Origin of the sequence: Halalkalibacter lacteus, from assembly GCF_036663595.1 — a bacterium.
Classification (GTDB): domain Bacteria; phylum Bacillota; class Bacilli; order Bacillales; family Bacillaceae_D; genus Halalkalibacter; species Halalkalibacter lacteus.
The window spans coordinates 1-18022 of record NZ_JAWRVL010000038.1; the positions used below are offsets into that span (position 1 = coordinate 1).

Consider the following 18022-nt stretch of genomic DNA (forward strand, 5'->3'; position numbering starts at 1 on the left):
CGAACACGGTCGTTAAGCTCTTTTGCGCCGATGGTAGTTGGGGGCTTCCCCCTGCAAGAGTAGGACGTTGCCAGGCATCTAAAAGCATTCCGTTAAGGAATGCTTTTTTCTGTTCGTGTGGAAATTTGTCATATCATGTATTTCCCGCGAAATAGTTAGGATGACTAGATAAGGGAAGCAACAGCTGTAATCACTATCCACCTTGTTTAATTACTCGTACCGGTTTTGCTTTTGACTTTAGCAGGTGCCTTTGCCTAATTTTCATAGGGATAAGCTCTTATCAGATTCTTGATAATAGGATATCTTATCTCTTAGGAAAAGGTGATTATATGTTTGCAACAGCATTTCAAGGAATGGGACCATTCTCTCCCGTAGGGTATGGACACGGTTTCCAGCAGGGGCACAAGCACGTCTGGCACCATCCAAGTTTCTATCCTGGACATCACGGACATGGAAATTTTGGACATCAACCAGGTTACAATCACGGGCATGAGTATCAATGGCATCACCACTATCCTCAACATTATAGTCATGAAGCTCACAGCCAACCGAAACATCATCAAACTCAGGTAACGGATCATCATGACTATCATTTGCATCATGGGTACTCTTATGGACAAGGCTCGGGTCAGTTCCCTGATTATTATAATCATAATTACTGATAGACGTTCTTGACATCGAAGCTGTAAAGACGCGATTTCAATGCGGTACATGTACTTTGTTGTATCATCGCGCTGGTCACTAACAAAATGAACTACCCGTCCTAGGTAGTTACACTACGAAGTAAGATGGCAAATAACGTAACCAAACATGCCCCCACCTTAATGGGAGGGCTTGTTTGATATGGTAGGGAAATGTTCCTCTACATTATTCCTCTGATAAATTGGTTACAGAAACACTCTGTTTTTGATTTGGGTCATCAAGGGGATGAATGGTAGCTGTTCCATTTTGTTGATCCACATGCTCAATATAGATAGGGTTCCCGTTATACGTTACATTTGCCATATTTGTAGAAAAAGCGATTTCTTGTGCTCGTTGTGAGTCCATTGTCGTTACCTCCTTTTGATTTGTAGCCTTTATAATATTTGTAGAAATGACATAGTTATACTGTTGTAAGTGAAATAATTTAAAGTTTGTCGAATTGAGTATCGGTGTCCGAACTGTTTCTTGTTTGTCTAAATTGATGTTAAGTAAAACATGTATTTTATATATATATTATAATGTCACATTATCTAACGAAAATACTTACAGCTGATTTCAAGATTGTTATGATTAACTTAACAAGAAGAGATCAACAACCAGGAGGCAATTCACATGACAAATACGAAACGTAAAAATCCAGGAATCTTTACATTAATAGCTCTTACATTTATGGTATTCTTCAATAAATAAGATTAAGTTAAACAAAAATAGGAGAGTTGGCATAACTGCCAATTCTCCTATTTTTTGTTAAAAAGAATGGTGACACATTTGGGGGAAGCAACCTTTTATATAGCATTGTTTTCCTACTTTAAGCACAAAGTATAAAGAAGTTTACCTAACAATTGTATTGTTATTTTATATTCAAACAATTATAATAATTCTTATAATGAAAAACGGAATATTTGTTCCGAAATTCGGAATGAAGAAAAGCGGTGAAAAAATGAGTTTGATGGAAGAGAAAGAACATGTTGATTTTACTATTCATCCATTAGGAGATAGGGCGATCATGGTTACGTTTGGAACGAGTATTGATGTCACAATCCATCGTAAGGTAAAAACGTTTGCAAACTATCTTGAGACCCATCCCATTGAGGGAATGATTGAATATGTTCCAGCATTTACAAGTGTCACGGTATATTATGATCCCTTTAGCGTTCTTCAACTAAAGAAACAACCTAGTCTAGAGAAAACAGAGACAGCATATGAAATCATGTATTCGAAAATAAAACAGGTCGTTCTAGGTTTAGAAAACTCAATGGAAGACACAAAAAAGGAAGTCGACATTCCTGTGTGCTATGGTGGGGAATTTGGTCCAGATTTAGAATTTGTGGCAAAGAACAACAATTTAACGACTGATGAAGTTATTCACATCCATTCAGGGGGAGATTATCTCGTCTATATGATTGGGTTTGCACCTGGTTTTCCGTATTTGGGAGGAATGTCTGAACAGATTGCCGCTCCACGAAGAGCTGATCCGCGGATGAAGATCGCAAAGGGATCGGTAGGAATAGCGGGAAAACAAACAGGGGTCTATACGATTGGGTCACCTGGTGGTTGGCAGATCATTGGTCGGACACCACTGGAGCTTTTCCGACCAAGTGAGAATCCTCCATCTTTGCTGCAATCAGGAGATGTGATTCGCTTCAAACCTATTTCACTGAAAGAGTTTACAGCGTATAAGGGGGACTCACAATGAGTATGACAATTCTTCGCCCGGGTCTGCTTACGAGTATTCAGGATTTAGGAAGAGTCGGGTTTCAAAAGTATGGAGTGATTGTGAGTGGAGCGATGGATTGTTATGCGCTTCGAGTAGCAAATATATTGGTTGGAAATGGTGAAGGAGAAGCAGCTCTGGAACTAACGTTGGCAGGTCCAACCTTGAAAGTAGAGCAAGATCTCCTAATTGCGATAACGGGAGGAGATCTTGCGCCAACGATTGATAAGCTTCCCATTCCTTTATGGAAACCGGTCTATGTAAGGAAAGGAAGTGTTCTTCAATTTGGGCCATGTAGGTCTGGATGCCGCGCTTATTTAGCGGTAGCAGGTGGGCTTTGTGTGGAGGAAGTAATGGGGAGTGCTAGCACCTATCTTCGCGCAGGAATTGGTGGGTATCATGGACGAGCATTAGAAGCGGACGACGTTCTTCGGTTTCGAGCACCATCCGAACAAGCATTACAGCTAATTGAACAGTTGGTAAAAAGTAGCGATGAACGTTTTTCAACAACAACATGGAGTGTCACGACAGAATTTGCCATACCAGATGAAAAGATCAATACGATACGAGTCACTCTTGGATCTCATTATGAACAGTTTGCAGAGGAATCTAGAAACGCCTTTTTTGACCAAGTGTTCAAAGTAACACCACAATCGGACCGGATGGGCTACAAACTTTCAGGTGATCCGTTAACCCGAACGGATGCTTTTGAGATGATTTCAGAAGCGGTAACTCTTGGAACGATTCAAGTACCATCAAATGGGCAACCCATTATTTTGCTGGCGGATCGTCAAACGACGGGGGGCTATCCAAGAATAGGACAAGTCGTGACAGTTGATCTCTCTCTTTTAGCACAAATGAAGCCAGGGGAACAAATTCAGTTTAAAGAAGTGAGTATGCAGAAGGCTGAGGCGCTTTATTTGAGTCGAGAAAATGATTTACAGGAGTTGCGGGCCGGAGTCACACTTAAGATGACTACGGAGTGAGGAAAAGATAAGGGGAGGAGTGTTAAATTGTTAAAGATGGTCAGTTAGTCGAATATGGCGAGCCATTAGTAAAAATCAAACGAGGGTAACGATGGCCATTATCAGAGCAACAGAAGAGAGGGATATGATGCTAAAAAAAGTAGTAATTGCAAATAGAGGAGAGATAGCGGTTCGGATCATTCGAGCATGTAAGGAAATGGGGATTGCAACCGTTGCCGTCTACTCAGAAGCTGACCGCGAGGCTTTACATGTAACGTTAGCAGATGAGGCCTTCTGCATTGGTCCAACCGCTTCCAAAGAAAGCTACTTAAATAAAATGAACTTAATGAGCGTTGCGCTCCTAACTCAGGCTGATGCCATTCATCCTGGATATGGATTTCTTTCCGAAAATGCCGATTTCGCTGAATTATGTCAAGAATGCAACTTGATTTTTGTAGGACCAGAGCCGGAATCCATCCACAAAATGGGCGATAAGTCGGTAGCAAGGGAAACGATGAAGCTTGCAGGAGTCCCGACTGTTCCAGGGACAGAGGGGCTAATTGCTGAGGTCGAAGATGCTCTTGTCATCGCAAGGGATATTGGGTTTCCCGTCATTATAAAAGCGACAGCCGGTGGTGGCGGCAAAGGGATGAGACTAGCATATAATGAGAAGGAATTAGACAAGGCCATTCGTCAGGCCCAAAACGAAGCGAAAACGGTGTTTGGAAACGCTGGAGTCTACCTAGAAAAGTACGTAGAAGAACCTCGTCATGTCGAAATTCAGATTATTGCCGATAAACATGGAAATGTCGTTCATCTTGGCGAAAGAGATTGTTCGATTCAACGACGTCACCAAAAGCTTGTAGAAGAGGCTCCTTCCCCCGCACTCGATCCATCCCTTCGCAAGCAAATGGGAAAAGCTGCAGTCAAAGCAGCAAAAGCTGTTCATTATCATGGTGTCGGAACAATCGAATTTCTACTAGATAAACACGGTGACTTTTACTTTATGGAAATGAATACTCGTATTCAAGTAGAGCACCCTGTCACAGAAATGGTTACAGGAATCGATCTTATTCAAGAACAACTTTCTGTTGCGGCGGGATATCCACTTTCCTTTACACAAAGCGATGTGATCATTAATGGGTGGGCCATTGAATGTCGTATTAACGCAGAAAACCCGCTCAAAAACTTTATGCCTTCCCCAGGGAAGATCGACATGTACCTTCCTCCAGGAGGATTTGGGGTCCGAGTTGATAGTGCTATTTATCCTGGATACACGATTTCCCCTTTCTATGATTCAATGGTTGCCAAAATCATTGTGTGGGGGAAAGATCGAACGGACGCCATCCAGCGCATGAAGCGAGCTCTTGATGAGCTTGTCGTGACAGGCATTCAAACGACGATCCCGTTTCATCTGAAATTGCTGTCTCATGAATCGTTCGTTAAAGGGGATTTTAATACGACGTTTTTAGATAAGCATCAATTTGATTATGAAGAAAAAGAGTAGAGCGGGGGTTTTGACAACTTCAAGCGATTCTCTAAATGAGAAACAAAAAAAGCCCTCCTGTTTACGTTCTCAAAGGACTTGAATAGCCGAGTTTCTGTGATATGTCCGCGGCAGCTGTTTTTACTTTTTTAATTAAAGTCGGCAATTGCTCTTTTTGAAAACGAACATCAGGTCCTGCTACACTAATACCACCTGCTACTTGGCCTGTGTGATCAAAAATCGGGGCGGCGACCGAAGACGTATGGTTTTCGAGTTCAGAATGACTAATCGTATATCCATCTTGCCTGGACTTTCGCAAAACGGAACGGAGTGTTTCCTTATCTGTGATCGTCCCTATGGCATAAGGCAAAAGCTCAGTCTCATTAAGATAGTCTTCTTGTTCTTTTTCGGGTAAATAGGCAAGAATAATTCGTGAACAAGCTCCTGTATAGAGGGGAGAACGTCTGCCTATTTTTGTGAAAAGTCTCACTGGATGCATCGTGTCAAGCTTTTCAACATAAACTACTTCCTTGTTCTCTTTCATCGTAAGGTTGACAGCTTCGCCAATTTCATCACGAAGATCTTTCATGATCGGGTAGGCGATTTTCCTCATATCGAGGCGCTCTGCGACAAGTTGTCCAAACTCAAGAAAGAGCATGCCAAGAGTATACTTTCCTTCCGCGTCTTTGCTAAGAAATCCCATTTCTTCTAGTGAGCCAATCATCCGGTGGGCAGAGGTTTTCGGAATGCCAGAAAGATGAACCATTTCATTTAAGCTTAACTTCTGATTTGTTCGAAAAAGATCTAGGAGTTCCATAGACTTAACAACGGTTTTATTTTTGTTTTGCACGAGTAACTTCCCCTTATCGATATACGATTTAGATAATTAAAATTACTTATTTATTCTACTAAAAACGACTGGTGATTGTCTAGACGACCAGTGTATATTACTAGCAGCTCATCGCTCAACCATTATTGGGTTAGCTGATCTCGTGGGCATTCGTCCCTTACTGAAAAAGAAGGATGGTGTTTGGGACAATCAGGAAGGAGTTTCGGCCAAGAAAGAGAAGTTTCGTTTACTAAGAAAGGAGAATTCAATGAAATCGGTTGATCTTAATTGTGATTTAGGAGAAAGCTTCGGTACGTTTGTAGTCGGACAAGATGAACTCATTCTAGAACACATCACGTCAGCCAATATCGCTTGTGGGTATCACGCGGGTGACCACAATGTGATGGCGAAAACGGTAAAAATGGCGAAAGAAAAAGGTGTTAGCATTGGTGCCCATCCCGGGTTTCCTGACTTACTCGGGTTTGGAAGAAGAGTTATTGAAACAGATCCAATGGACATTTACCATTTTGTCATCTATCAAATCAGTGCGCTGAAAGGCTTTTGTTACATTCATGATGTTCCTATGAACCATGTGAAGCCTCATGGAGCGTTGTTTAATATGGCTGCTAAAGATCCTGTTGTAGCAGAAGCGATAGCCAAGGCAGTCTATGATACGGACCCATCCCTTGTTTTGTTTGGCTTATCAGGAAGTGAGCTAACAAAAGCTGGCTCACGAGTTGGATTAACGGTAGCCAATGAGGTATTTGCTGATCGCACCTATCAGCCTGATGGAACACTAACCCCTCGTACCGAGCACAATGCGTTAATTCATCATACAGAGGAAGCCGTTGAACAAGTGTTAACGATGGTGAAAACGAGTACCGTTCAAGCCGTTGATCGTTCAATCATTCCCATGCAAGCAGATACCATTTGTGTTCATGGGGATGGACCAAGTGCACTTAATTTTGCTAGGGAGTTACGTGAGGCTCTTCTAGCAGAAGGTGTGAAAATTTCTGCTGTGGGATAGTGCCTGGCACCGCCCGGATTTTGCTATATTTTGTCGAAGGGGAGCGGAAGTTGATTTTACATACGATTTAAATATCGATGGAGGTACGTTAACATTCGACTGGGAGCCAACAAACTCCGATCTTTCAGTAGAAAACTATGGTGTTGAAAACGTTGATGGTCAATATCATGCTCACCTTTGGTTTAAACAAGAAGGTGAGGAAGCGGCAGGAACACGAGTTGGGGTTAATGATTACAACTTCACTACTGAACTTGCCCCTGAAGACTTCCCAGCTGGGACATACGAAGTGGAAATCGAACTAGCTGAAAACAACCATACATCTATTCCTGGAACACAAAGCACTCTAACTGTTGAAATCGAAGACTAATTCAAACGAAGAGGCTGTTTCTGATTGCTGCTCCTGTATGCGGCTGTTAGATTTAGCCTCTTTTTTGGGGGGATAGGGGGAAAGATACTGAGTATGTATTCAATGTTTTAAATTTGAGATTAAATTTTTAGTTTGAAATAGGAACTGTTGAGAACGGTGAGAATGAGAATAACTTCTGAATCTATTGATAAGTCTGAGGTTTCCTCCTATATTAAAAAATGTCATATCTTAGTTGTGACAAAGTTATGACATCTTCAACTATTAGAAGCTAAGATCCACTGCTATACTTCAAATGTAAGAAAAAATAATTTTCAAAAAATATTCGAGGGGGAAGACGGATGGGGAAACTATTTAACTTATTTGCAGTACTAGTATTAGCAGCGCTTTTATTGGTAGGTTGCGGTGGATCAAAAACAACGAATGAAGAAACACCAAGTAGTGGAGCGAATAATACAGATCAAAATGAAAGCGCTTCAACAAATAGCGGCGATTTAACCATTGCAACTGTGAATAACCCTGACATGCAAATCATGCAAAAAATGGCTAAAGATTATGAAGCAGAGACAGGAACATCAGTTAATTTCGTTGTTTTACCAGAAAATGAACTGCGTAAGAAAGTAACGGAAGATGTAGCACTTGGTGCAGGTCAATTTGATATTGTCACGATCGGTACTTATGATGCACCTATCTGGGCTGAAAATGGTTGGATTGAATCTCTAAATCCTCATTTTGATTCTTTAAGTGAAGAGGAAAGAAATGCTTATGATGTGGAAGATATTTTTGAAGCGTTACGAAGTGCTCTTTCTTATGACGATGAATTGTATGCGTTACCATTTTACGGTGAAAGTAGTATGTTGTACTACAACAAAGAGATGTTTGAAACAGCTGGTATCGAAATGCCAGAAAGCCCAACATGGGATGAAGTGGCAGAGTTAGCAGTGAAAGTTCAAGAGGCAAACGATGTACCAGGTATTATTATTCGTGGACTTCCTGGTTGGGGTGAGATGATGGCGCCACTCGGAACGATTATTAATGCATTTGGTGGTTCATGGTACGACATGGATTGGAACGCACAATTATCAAGTCCTGAAACAAAGGAAGCCGTTCAATTTTATGTAGATCTATTAGATGAAGCAGGTCAACCTGGGGCTACGACAACCGGTTTTACTGAAGCGCTTACACTAATGTCAACAGGGAAAGCGGCTATGTGGTATGATGCGACGGTTGCAGCTGGGTTCTTAAACTCTTCTGACTCGCAAGTTGCTGGGAAAATAGGATATGCTTTTGCCCCTTCTCAAGCAAAAGATAACAACGGTTGGTTATGGGCTTGGTCTCTAGCAGTTGAATCTGCAAGTAAAAACAAAGAGCAAGCGTTTGATTTCATTAAGTGGGCTACAAGCCAAGAATACATCGAAAAAGTTGGGGAAAGTGAAGGATGGGGCGTTGCGCCTTCTGGAACCCGCGCATCCACTTATGCAAACCCTAAGTACCAAGAAGCTGCTCCATTTGCTGATATGGTGCAACGTTCAATGGATCAAGCGGAATTTGAAAACCCAACAATAGAGCCTGTACCTTATAAAGGAATCCAATATGTTGCTATTCCTGAATTCCAACAATTAGGACTAGAGGTTAGTCAGGAAATTGCTGCTGCAATTGCAGGTCAAAAATCAGTTGATGACGCAATGGAAGCAGCACAAAGATTAGCAGAAAGAATTGCAGACGAAGGCGGCTACAAATAAATCAATAGGTTAGAAAAAAGAGTGGGGAGTATTGCTTCTCTCCACTTCTAATAACCTCTAATGGGAGGCTAAAGTGATGGAAACAGTACCTAGTCACAAGAGTAAGTTTCAAGTGAAAAAAGAAAAAAAGAATCATGAATACCCAATAAAGAGGTTGCTTTTACCGAGTATCATTTTCGTTGCTGTCGTAACGCAAATCCCATTTCTTTTAACGATTTATTATAGTTTGCATAGCTGGAACTTAATGAGACCAGACCGTGGGATAACGTTCACTGGTTTATCAAATTACACGAAAATTTTAACGGAACCTGTTTTTTGGACAGTACTCGGAAATTCCTTTGTTCTTACAGCAGGATCGTTACTAATCTGCTTAGTCCTAGGTATGGCGTTTGCTTTACTAATGAATCGAGATTTCTTTGGTAAAGGAATTGTCCGTACTATGTTAGTTTCTCCATTCTTTGTTATGCCAACCGTTTCGGCGATTATTTGGAAGACGATGATTTTGAATCCTAACTTTGGTTTTGCTGCATACTTTGCGAATTTACTCGGTATGACACCTGTAGATTTCCTAGCACATTATCCGTTGCAAACCATTATATTCGTCGTTTCATGGATGTGGATTCCATTTTTTATGCTTATTTTACTAGCGGGATTGCAATCGCTACCAGGTGAGCTACTAGAAGCTTCTCAGCTAGATGGGGCAAATATTGTACAACAGTTCTTCTATGTCATTATTCCACATTTATTACGGTATTTTGAAGTCGTTATCCTACTCGGACTTATGTTTATTTTACAAGTGTTTGGAGAGATCTTTGTCACAACTTCTGGGGGACCTGGATTTGCTTCAACAAACTTACCATTTTATACGTATCGAGTTGGGTTCCAGAGTTGGGATATAGGTGGTGCAGCAGCAGTTGGTGTCATTACAGCCATTCTGACGATTATTATCATGACATTCTTGTTTTTCATCATACGTCGTATCTCTAGGGAGGAACAGTCATGAAACGATTACTAGGAAAATTATTAACGGTCCTAACGTATCTCATTGCTTTCCTTTATTTCTTTCCGATTTTATGGATTTTACTAACCGGATTTAAAAATGAAGGAGAAGCTGTTATTATTCCACCTACTTTTTTCTTTGAACCAACATTAGATAATTACAAGTTAGTGTGGGATTTAGGTGTAAGGGAGTTCTTCCAGAATTCCGTTATTGTGACGATTTTTACGACACTCTTTTCTCTATTACTAGGGGTGCCAGCTGCTTATGCACTAGCAATGTATAAGGTGAAAAAAGGAAATGATATACTATTCTGGTTTATCTCTACGAAGTTCTTGCCGATTGCAGGGGTGATCGTTCCCGTTTATTTAATCTTTAAAAATTTGAATCTACTAGATTCTTTGTTATCGCTAGTGATTTTGTACTCTGCTATGAATATTCCGATCATTATTTGGATGATGCGTACATTCTTTTTGGATATTTCGAATGAGATTATTGAAGCTGCTGCCATTGATGGAGCAACAGGATTGCAGTGTTTCTTTAAAATCGTTCTTCCGCTTGTTAGACCGGGTCTTATCTCAACGTCGCTTTTGTGTATGGTCTTTGCTTGGAATGAGTTTTTCTTTGGCATCACCTTAACGTATACAAATGCAGGCACATTGCCCGTTTATATGTCTACGTTTATGACGCAAGAAGGGCTGTTCTGGGCTAAGATGTCTGCAGCGGCTACGATATCAATTTTACCAGTGTTGATTTTAGGCTGGTTTACGCAAAAGCAGTTAGTTCAAGGGTTAACCGCAGGGGCTGTAAAAGGGTAGGAGAATTTGATTCTAAAAAGGAGTGATTAAGATGACAAGTAAAAATGTAATGGATGCAGCAGTAATGGATCGCCCCCTTTCAATCAATATCAAAAAAGTAAGCGTTCCAGAACCGAAAGAGGATGAGGTGTTAGTGAAAATTCACTGCATTGGGATATGCGGATCTGATGTTCACTACTATGAACATGGGAAAATTGGTCGCTATGAAGTGAAGGAACCGATTATTCTCGGACATGAATTATCCGGAGAAGTTGTAGAAATTGGTAAAGATGTGACTAATGTTTCAGTAGGAAACCGAGTTGCAATTGAGCCCGGTGTAACATGCGGACGATGTGACTATTGCAAATCAGGCCGGTATAACCTCTGTCCAGATGTTGTCTTTATGGCAACACCGCCGGTTGATGGGGCCTTTGCAGAATATATTACGATTCGTAGTGACTTTGTATTTACGCTTCCGGATGAAATAAGCTTTGAAGAAGGAGCGCTCCTTGAGCCATTATCTGTTGGAATTCATGCGATGAAACGAGGAAAGGTAGGACCTGGTGATCGTATTTTTATATCAGGGTTAGGTCCAATTGGCTTACTGACAATTGAGGCGGCAAAAATGGTTGGTGTCACTGAAATTTATGCAAGTGATGTTGTACCCCTCCGACGTGAAAAAGCACTAGAGATGGGTGCAACAGCAGTGTTTGATCCAACACAATCAAACATCCAAAAGGAATTACTAAAAGTATGTAGTGAAGGTGTTAGTGTGGTCGTGGAAACGTCAGGGAATCAATATGCTATTTCCGAAACAGTGAAGATTGTAAATCGTGGCGGGAGGGTTGTCTTGGTAGGTCTGCCTCTTGTGAGCGATATTCCGTTTGATGTTCCTCATTTAATCGATTCAGAAATTGATATTGTCGGAATCTTTCGTTATGCGAACACGTACCCAATCGCCATTTCTGCCCTGCAAAAATCAAAAAGCAAATTAGAAGAAGTCATTACGCATAAATTTGCGTTAAAAGATACGAAAGAAGCCGTTGAGCTTGCGAGAACAGAAAAAGATAAAAGCATTAAAGTTATGATTTATACTAACTAACGAGGTGAAGAAAATGAAAGCATTAGTAATAGAAGAGCCAAATGTTGCAGTTGTGAAAGAAGTTCCTTATCCGAAACCGGGTGCTGGCGGTGTTACGATTAAAGTAGAGAATGTTGGGATTTGTGGAACGGATGTTCATATTTTTAAAGGAGAATTCATTTCTCCGTATCCAATTATTCCTGGTCACGAGTTTTCCGGTGTTGTTCACGAAGTAGGCGAAAATGTTACCAATGTTAAAGTGGGCGACCGTGTCACGGCGGATCCTTCGTTATTTTGCGGCAAGTGTCAGTATTGCCTAACACACCGTGGGAATCAATGCGAAAATTGGGGTGCGCTTGGAAATACAGTAAGCGGCAGCATGGCGGAATTTGTCAGTGTCCCAAGTGAAAATGTAGTAAAACTTCCTGATTCTTTAAGCTTTGAAGTAGCTGCTTTCATTGAACCAATGGCGTGTGTTGTCCATGGTATGAATCGATTACAACTTCAAGTGGGGGATCGTGTCGCTTTATTTGGTGCAGGTGCTATGGGACAGCAGCTCGTTCAGTCTTTGAAAATGGCAGGTGCATCAGAACTTGTTGTTATCGATATTTCCCAAAAGAAGCTAGATATGGCGATCAACAGAGGAGCAACAAAAGGAGTTCTTAGTCAGGATATTGCACAATTGAAGGAAGAATACCCGCATGGCTTTGATGTCGTGGTCGATGCAACAGGAATTCCGCAAGTTATTGAACAGGCACTCGAATTTATGGGTCCAACGGCAAAATACCTTCAATTTGGGGTAACGGCAGAAGATGCCAATATTTCTATTAGCCCGTTTAAACTTTATAATAAAGACTGGACGATCATAGGGTCTATGGCAATAAACCATACATTCTTACCTGCTTTTCATTGGGTGAAAGAAGGCAGAATTGAACTCGAGTCGTTAGTTTCAAAGACTCTTACATTAGAAGAGACAGTAGAGTTTTTTCATTCAAATAGAGACCCAGATTTATTGAAGGTACAAATTAAGATATAAAGGTTGTTCAAAAAGGAAAAAAACGCTTTGGGGGCAATGGCTCCACACGTTGCGCGCTTGCTATGACAAACCCATTCATAGCAAGCTTTTAAAACCATGCAACGGTTACGCTCATTGCTTAGAGGCTACTGAAAAAGGTGAAAACCAACCTTTTTCAGTAGCCTCTACTACGATTGGTGGTATTTTCTATTTTAAATTTTACGCAGAAGTTATAAGATTAATAGAACAGAAGAGTATTGCCTGCATTATAATAAGGGATTTTTGGTTAAAAAAAGCAAATGAAGAAAATGTAATGGTTCTAGGGGGAACGTTATGGCTAATGAACTATATATTAATTCACGTCAAGAAAAGTTAGTACGTTTTCTCCTAGAGAAAACGCAGCCAATAACGGTTAAGGAGCTAGCGAATGAATTAAAAGTTAGTACGAGAACCGTTCAACGTGAATTTAAATCGATCAATCTCATTCTTATCGACTTTGATTTGAAGCTTATGAAAAAGCTTGGTGTCGGCGTGAAAATAGAGGGGAGTGAGGAAGGTAGAAAGAAGCTGTTTGAGTTATTAGCCGTATTTGAAACCGATGTTATCTACTCTCCAGAGGAACGCCAGCAAGGACTAATATCTGAGTTACTATTAAATAGAGAGCCGGCAAAATTGTTTAGCTTTAGTAATAAGTATAAAGTAACAGAAGCGACAATAAGCCATGATCTTGATCATATTGAAGATTGGTTACGGTCTTATCATGTGAAGTTAATTCGGAAACCAGGTCTAGGTGTGTTTGTAAGTGGATCTGAAAAGCAAATAAGAATGGCGGCAGCACAAATCTTTTATTTAGGCATTACGCTTGAAAAATGGTTGGAAATTATTTATTCATCTAATGATTCGAACAATAAATGGATGTCATTAACTCAAAATAACCCATTACTTAGCAGTGTGCATATTCCAGATATCATCTATGTGGAAAAGATTCTAAGAGAAGTGATTGCTACTCAACATGAAATAGAGCCTTCTGACCGTGATTATATCAACTTACTTATTCATTTATCGTTAACTCTTGATCGAATTCGTCACGGCGAATTTGTTGCTGAGGATGAAAGCGTTTCAAATTCTATAAATGTTGACTACTATCCACTTGCATCTAAAATTGCAAAGAAAATAGAGTCCTATATAAATAGTAAAATTCCAGAAGTTGAAGTGGCATACATAGCTATGCACTTATATGGAATAAGGTTGATTTCTGGTGACAACGTCGATGTTGATTCTTTGTATTGGCTCGACATTACGAGAAGTTTTGTAAAGGTCATTGAGGAACAGTTATCAGTAAACCTTTCTAGCGATCAAAGTTTACTTGATGGGTTAGTGACACATCTAATCCCAGCAATTACGAGACTCGAGTTAGGGTTACAAATTCATAACCCAATGCTTGAATATATTGAGGAGCACTTTTCAAATGTCTTTTTGGCATGTGTTGAAGGATGTAAACAAATTACGATGAAAACAGGGTATGAGATACCTGATGCAGAAGTTGGCTATTTAGCAACTCATATCGGAGCAACGCTATTACGAATAGAAGAAAACGCGGTTCAACAATATAATGTAGTGGTTGTATGTGCCAGTGGCTTTGGAACGTCGCGGTTTCTAGCTTCTAAGCTGAAACTAGAATTTTCAAACTTAAACATTGTTGATATTGTGTCCGTATCAAAATTGACAGAATGGCTCGAAGAAAATAATAAACACAATACAATTCATCTTGTGATCTCGACAGTTCCATTACAACGTTTACTAAGTGTAAAGCTCTTACTTGTTAATCCTTTTTTACTGGAAAGAGATCTTCAAGTAATCAAAAAGGCAATAACAGAACTATCATTAGAACAACAAAATAAGAATCAACCTGTAAGAGAAAAACCTGATATTAAGGTATTTGCTACATATGGGGAGGCGATGTTGCAAATACTAAGGAATTTTACGTTGATCGAAGAAACTGAACAGGATTCTAAATTCATTCCATTGATTGTCCAGAGGATAGCTGATCATAACGTTGTGAGAAGTAGTGACTGCTTGCAGAAAGACCTTGAAAAACGAGAAGAATTAGGTGGGTTTCATTTAGGAAATGTCATGATGCTACACGCAAAAACAGCTGGAGTTAGTGAACTTTTATGTGCCGTGTTTCGATTAAAACATCCTATTCAATCAGTTAACTCAAACGATACGACAAGTAAAATAGATGTCGTTTTATTATTAGCTGTGCCAACAGAGGCTCCAAAAGAACATGTAGAGATGATAAGTGAAATAAGTGCGACACTTGTTGATGATTCTTTTCTTACGACACTTGCTTTTCTGACCAAAGAAGAAGTGAAAAGTTCGTTAGAGGAGATTTTATCTAAGCTACTACATGAAAAATTAGAAGAGCAACGAAAGTAGAGGAGCTTTTTTAAAATGAACAAGCTAGGTAGATTATTCAGTACAATCATATTTCAAAATATTGCTGCCATCATTGCAATAGGCATAATAAAGAGCCTATTTGGTGCATACGGATGGTTTCCAAATGAGGAGATATATAGCCTTGTAGATCCAATGTATAATTTGCTATTACCTCTACTTATCGGGTATACAGGTGGTCGAGTCATCGGGGGTAAAAAGGCTGGGGTAGTCGCTGCGATTGTCGTACTAGGGTTGATCGTATCAAGTCCGGTTTCGATGTTAATTGGTGCGATGATCATTGGCCCATTAGTTGGTTGGATTAGTAAAAAGGTTGAAGATATTACGAATGATTATTTACCGATTGGCTTAGAACTTCTTATCGGAAATGTAATCGGTGCGATGATTGCTGTTACCTTCATGATTGTTAGCTTCTATTACATTGGTCCTTCTTTCACGAATGTAGTTTACTTAATTAATCGTTTTATTGAATCAGTAGGTTCTTCTGGCTGGTTACCGTTACTTGCTTTCATTATTGAACCTGGTAAAGTTTTTTTCTTGAATAATATTATGAATCACGGAATTCTTTCGCCTATTGGTATGCAGCAAGCGAAAGAACTCGGGAAGTCGATTTTCTTTTTAGTTGAGTCCAATCCTGGGCCGGGTTTAGGGATGTTAGTGGCGTATTTGTTAAGGTTTTCTCAAAAGAAAGACAAAAATGCCGTGAAAGCGGCCATCGGTATTCAGGCAATTGGCGGGATTCATGAAGTTTATTTTCCTTATGTGTTAATGAAACCTATTTTATTGTTACCAGTCATTGCAGGTGGAACATGCGGCATTGCTTTTTTTCAGTTTACAAATGTAGGCTTGGTTACGACTCCTTCTCCTGGGAGTATTTTCTTGTTGGTCGTACTTGCACCTAAAATGGACATGTTCTTTGTGTTCGGAGGCATTCTCATTTCAGCAGCGGTTTCTTTCTCGATTGCCTTTTTTCTGTTGAAAAACGTTGATCTAACTTTGCCTCAGGCTAACGAGAATATGACAGAAAATCAACCAATGAAAAACAAAGAGAAACCAAGCGCTTCCGCTGAGAGTTCTTTTACGAATAAAACCATCGGAAAAATTATATTTGCATGTGATGCAGGTATGGGCTCAAGTGCAACGGGGGCTGCTTTATTAAAGAGGAGAGCGAAAGAAGCTAATTTACAGGTGACGATTAACCATGCTGCTGTCGATGAGATCCCAAAGGGTACTGATATGGTCGTCACACATAAAAACTTGAAACAAAGGGCTCACAAAGCAGCGCCTAATTCAATTGTTGTTGCCTTGGATACTTTTACTGATATGAATGTTTATGATGAGTTAATGATAACGATTAAGAGTCATATGGAAGAAAAGCCTGTAATCAAGGAAGAACAATTGATGCTAGATTGTAAGGTGTCCTCCAAAGTAGAAGCGATCAAAATGATAGGAAAGCGTATGGAAGAGTTAGGTTTTGTAACTAGCGATTATATTGACGAAATGTTAAAAAGAGAATCATTGATGTCAACTTATATTGGAAACGGTGTGGCTTTGCCGCATGGCCTAAATAGCAAAAGTACCAAGATCATCACACCTGGTATTGTCATAGCTCAATTTCAAGAAGGAATCCAATATGATCATGAAATAGCCTATATTTTAATTGGGATTGCTGGTGCGGGAGATCAACAGGTGAGAATCCTTTCATCAATTGCTACTTTGGTTGACAATAAGGATGAAATTCAATTTTTGATCAATACAAGGGAAAAAGGTAAGTTTCTTTCTTTTTTAAGTAAAGTTGAAATGATGTAACGATGATTATTCAAGAGGTACAACTAAATATGAATAAAAAAAATGTTTCTTTAAATTTAGTAATGGGTAGTAGATAAATACAGCTACAAAAGGGAGGTTCTATTGATGATTGCGATAAAACCGAACAATTTCGAAACGGTCATGGAAGTGGTCGTAAATGGAAAGATTGCAAAAGAGGATATCGAAGAGTTTGAAACCGAATTTAAGAAGAAAAAAGCACAGACTGACAAGCTGAATCTATTTATTGCCGTTTATGAAATAGAGGGGTACTCCTTGCAGGCAATTATGGAAGATCTTAGATTTAGTGCGAGTCATTGGAAAGAGTTTCATAGGATTGCTGTTTTTACGGATAAGAAATGGCTTGAGGTAAGCACTAAGCTTGGTGATTCTGTACCTGGAGTTGAAGTGAAACACTTTGAGTTTGGTGAAAGAGAGAAAGCGCTAGAGTGGTTGGTTTAAGCTAGACAGTAGAATAGAGGATAGAAATTATGTTTTGTTCTTTGCAGACGGGGTAGTCATACAATAGAGACAAATACTCGAAAGGATGATTAGAATGGATAAGAAAATGGTCGAGTTAATTGAAGGTTTAAATGAAGATTTAGCCAATGAATATGCAGCAAGTATTATGTATACAAACAATGCGGCTGTTGTATCTGGTTTATACAGGCAAACGTTAAAGCCTTTTTTCGAAGCGGAAGTTTCAGATGAACAAGGACATGCTCTTTATCTAGCAGAGAAAATCAAAACTCTTGGTGGCATTCCGACAACAACACCAGCAGAGGTGAAGCAGCATTCTGACGTGAAAGAAATGCTTGAAGAAGCGCGCCAAGCGGAAAAAGATACGATTTTGCGTTATGAAACACGTAAGCAACAAGCCGATGAACTTGGTCATACCGAACTCGTAGTAAAGCTTGAAGATATGATTGCAGATGAAACACACCATATGGAAGAATTAGGCCGCATTCTTGCTGATACGAAGTTTAATTAGGGAAAAACGTAATCGAGGTTGTTCGAGCTGCGACTACATGACTCACGGA

The 18022-nt window shown here is 39.8% G+C and carries 16 protein-coding genes and 1 rRNA gene; 14 read left to right on the top strand and 3 right to left on the bottom strand.

Annotated elements, in window-relative coordinates; all coding sequences use genetic code 11:
* Positions 1-76, top strand: a 5S ribosomal RNA gene (gene rrf, locus SAZ04_RS23575); the annotation flags it as partial.
* Between the two features lie 185 nt (positions 77-261).
* On the opposite strand, the gene SAZ04_RS19145 is transcribed toward rrf, so the two are convergent.
* Together SAZ04_RS19145 and SAZ04_RS19150 are read right to left on the bottom strand one after the other, a co-directional pair.
* Positions 262-678 (bottom strand): hypothetical protein, encoded by a 417-nt coding sequence (locus SAZ04_RS19145; protein WP_332698291.1) that lies wholly within the window; start codon positions 676-678, stop codon positions 262-264.
* 189 nt (positions 679-867) lie between these two features.
* On the bottom strand, positions 868-1047 hold the full coding sequence (locus SAZ04_RS19150; protein WP_332698294.1) for a small acid-soluble spore protein H: 180 nt from the start codon (positions 1045-1047) through the stop codon (positions 868-870).
* A gap of 595 nt (positions 1048-1642) precedes the next feature.
* On the opposite strand from SAZ04_RS19150, the gene pxpB reads away from it, so the two are divergent.
* The 3 genes from pxpB (at position 1643) to accC (ending at position 4888) form a co-directional block, all read left to right on the top strand.
* Positions 1643-2398: a 5-oxoprolinase subunit PxpB gene (gene pxpB, locus SAZ04_RS19155; protein ID WP_332698297.1), complete on the top strand. Its 756-nt coding sequence runs from the start codon at positions 1643-1645 to the stop codon at positions 2396-2398.
* Positions 2395-3402 carry a 5-oxoprolinase subunit C family protein gene (locus tag SAZ04_RS19160; RefSeq protein ID WP_332698300.1) on the top strand — a complete coding sequence of 336 codons (1008 nt, stop codon included), beginning with the start codon at positions 2395-2397 and terminating at the stop codon, positions 3400-3402. The genes pxpB and SAZ04_RS19160 overlap by 4 nt, the downstream gene beginning before the upstream one ends.
* A gap of 127 nt (positions 3403-3529) precedes the next feature.
* Positions 3530-4888 (top strand): acetyl-CoA carboxylase biotin carboxylase subunit, encoded by a 1359-nt coding sequence (gene accC / locus SAZ04_RS19165; protein WP_332698387.1) that lies wholly within the window; start codon positions 3530-3532, stop codon positions 4886-4888.
* Between the two features lie 61 nt (positions 4889-4949).
* On the opposite strand, the gene SAZ04_RS19170 is transcribed toward accC, so the two are convergent.
* Positions 4950-5717, bottom strand: a complete 768-nt coding sequence (locus SAZ04_RS19170; protein WP_332698303.1) for an IclR family transcriptional regulator — start codon at positions 5715-5717, stop codon at positions 4950-4952.
* 247 nt (positions 5718-5964) lie between these two features.
* On the opposite strand from SAZ04_RS19170, the gene SAZ04_RS19175 reads away from it, so the two are divergent.
* The 10 genes from SAZ04_RS19175 to SAZ04_RS19220 all read left to right on the top strand — a co-directional run bounded on the left by SAZ04_RS19175 (position 5965) and on the right by SAZ04_RS19220 (position 17973).
* Positions 5965-6723 carry a 5-oxoprolinase subunit PxpA gene (locus SAZ04_RS19175; protein ID WP_332698306.1) on the top strand — a complete coding sequence of 253 codons (759 nt, stop codon included), beginning with the start codon at positions 5965-5967 and terminating at the stop codon, positions 6721-6723.
* A gap of 705 nt (positions 6724-7428) precedes the next feature.
* The gene (locus SAZ04_RS19180; RefSeq protein ID WP_332698308.1) at positions 7429-8829 is read left to right on the top strand and encodes an ABC transporter substrate-binding protein; all 1401 of its coding nucleotides are present in this window, start codon (positions 7429-7431) and stop codon (positions 8827-8829) included.
* Positions 8830-8905: 76 nt separating this feature from the next.
* Positions 8906-9832 (top strand): carbohydrate ABC transporter permease, encoded by a 927-nt coding sequence (locus SAZ04_RS19185; protein WP_332698311.1) that lies wholly within the window; start codon positions 8906-8908, stop codon positions 9830-9832.
* Positions 9829-10644 (top strand): carbohydrate ABC transporter permease, encoded by an 816-nt coding sequence (locus tag SAZ04_RS19190; protein WP_332698314.1) that lies wholly within the window; start codon positions 9829-9831, stop codon positions 10642-10644. The genes SAZ04_RS19185 and SAZ04_RS19190 overlap by 4 nt, the downstream gene beginning before the upstream one ends.
* Positions 10645-10675: 31 nt before the next feature.
* The gene (locus SAZ04_RS19195) at positions 10676-11725 is read left to right on the top strand and encodes an NAD(P)-dependent alcohol dehydrogenase (protein WP_332698316.1); all 1050 of its coding nucleotides are present in this window, start codon (positions 10676-10678) and stop codon (positions 11723-11725) included.
* 13 nt (positions 11726-11738) lie between these two features.
* A complete protein-coding gene (locus tag SAZ04_RS19200; protein WP_332698319.1) occupies positions 11739-12740 on the top strand; it encodes a zinc-dependent alcohol dehydrogenase family protein in 1002 nt (333 codons plus the stop codon).
* Positions 12741-13052: 312 nt separating this feature from the next.
* Positions 13053-15158: a BglG family transcription antiterminator gene (locus SAZ04_RS19205; protein ID WP_332698322.1), complete on the top strand. Its 2106-nt coding sequence runs from the start codon at positions 13053-13055 to the stop codon at positions 15156-15158.
* A 15-nt stretch (positions 15159-15173) separates the two neighbouring features.
* Positions 15174-16985 carry a PTS sugar transporter subunit IIA gene (locus tag SAZ04_RS19210; protein WP_332698325.1) on the top strand — a complete coding sequence of 604 codons (1812 nt, stop codon included), beginning with the start codon at positions 15174-15176 and terminating at the stop codon, positions 16983-16985.
* Between the two features lie 105 nt (positions 16986-17090).
* Positions 17091-17444 carry a SpoIIAA family protein gene (locus SAZ04_RS19215; protein ID WP_332698328.1) on the top strand — a complete coding sequence of 118 codons (354 nt, stop codon included), beginning with the start codon at positions 17091-17093 and terminating at the stop codon, positions 17442-17444.
* Between the two features lie 94 nt (positions 17445-17538).
* Positions 17539-17973, top strand: a complete 435-nt coding sequence (locus SAZ04_RS19220) for a ferritin-like domain-containing protein (protein WP_332698331.1) — start codon at positions 17539-17541, stop codon at positions 17971-17973.
* Positions 17974-18022: the final 49 nt, after the last annotated feature.

Bases quoted from the DNA above. Each gene is read 5' to 3' on its own strand.
- SAZ04_RS19145 (WP_332698291.1), bottom strand. From the start codon at position 678: ATGTCAAGAACGTCTATCAGTAATTATGATTATAATAATCAGGGAACT.
- SAZ04_RS19150 (WP_332698294.1), bottom strand. From the start codon at position 1,047: ATGGACTCACAACGAGCACAAGAAATCGCTTTTTCTACAAATATGGCA.
- pxpB (WP_332698297.1), top strand. From the start codon at position 1,643: ATGAGTTTGATGGAAGAGAAAGAACATGTTGATTTTACTATTCATCCA.
- SAZ04_RS19160 (WP_332698300.1), top strand. From the start codon at position 2,395: ATGAGTATGACAATTCTTCGCCCGGGTCTGCTTACGAGTATTCAGGAT.
- accC (WP_332698387.1), top strand. From the start codon at position 3,530: ATGCTAAAAAAAGTAGTAATTGCAAATAGAGGAGAGATAGCGGTTCGG.
- SAZ04_RS19175 (WP_332698306.1), top strand. From the start codon at position 5,965: ATGAAATCGGTTGATCTTAATTGTGATTTAGGAGAAAGCTTCGGTACG.
- SAZ04_RS19180 (WP_332698308.1), top strand. From the start codon at position 7,429: ATGGGGAAACTATTTAACTTATTTGCAGTACTAGTATTAGCAGCGCTT.
- SAZ04_RS19185 (WP_332698311.1), top strand. From the start codon at position 8,906: ATGGAAACAGTACCTAGTCACAAGAGTAAGTTTCAAGTGAAAAAAGAA.
- SAZ04_RS19190 (WP_332698314.1), top strand. From the start codon at position 9,829: ATGAAACGATTACTAGGAAAATTATTAACGGTCCTAACGTATCTCATT.
- SAZ04_RS19195 (WP_332698316.1), top strand. From the start codon at position 10,676: ATGACAAGTAAAAATGTAATGGATGCAGCAGTAATGGATCGCCCCCTT.
- SAZ04_RS19200 (WP_332698319.1), top strand. From the start codon at position 11,739: ATGAAAGCATTAGTAATAGAAGAGCCAAATGTTGCAGTTGTGAAAGAA.
- SAZ04_RS19205 (WP_332698322.1), top strand. From the start codon at position 13,053: ATGGCTAATGAACTATATATTAATTCACGTCAAGAAAAGTTAGTACGT.
- SAZ04_RS19210 (WP_332698325.1), top strand. From the start codon at position 15,174: ATGAACAAGCTAGGTAGATTATTCAGTACAATCATATTTCAAAATATT.
- SAZ04_RS19215 (WP_332698328.1), top strand. From the start codon at position 17,091: ATGATTGCGATAAAACCGAACAATTTCGAAACGGTCATGGAAGTGGTC.
- SAZ04_RS19220 (WP_332698331.1), top strand. From the start codon at position 17,539: ATGGATAAGAAAATGGTCGAGTTAATTGAAGGTTTAAATGAAGATTTA.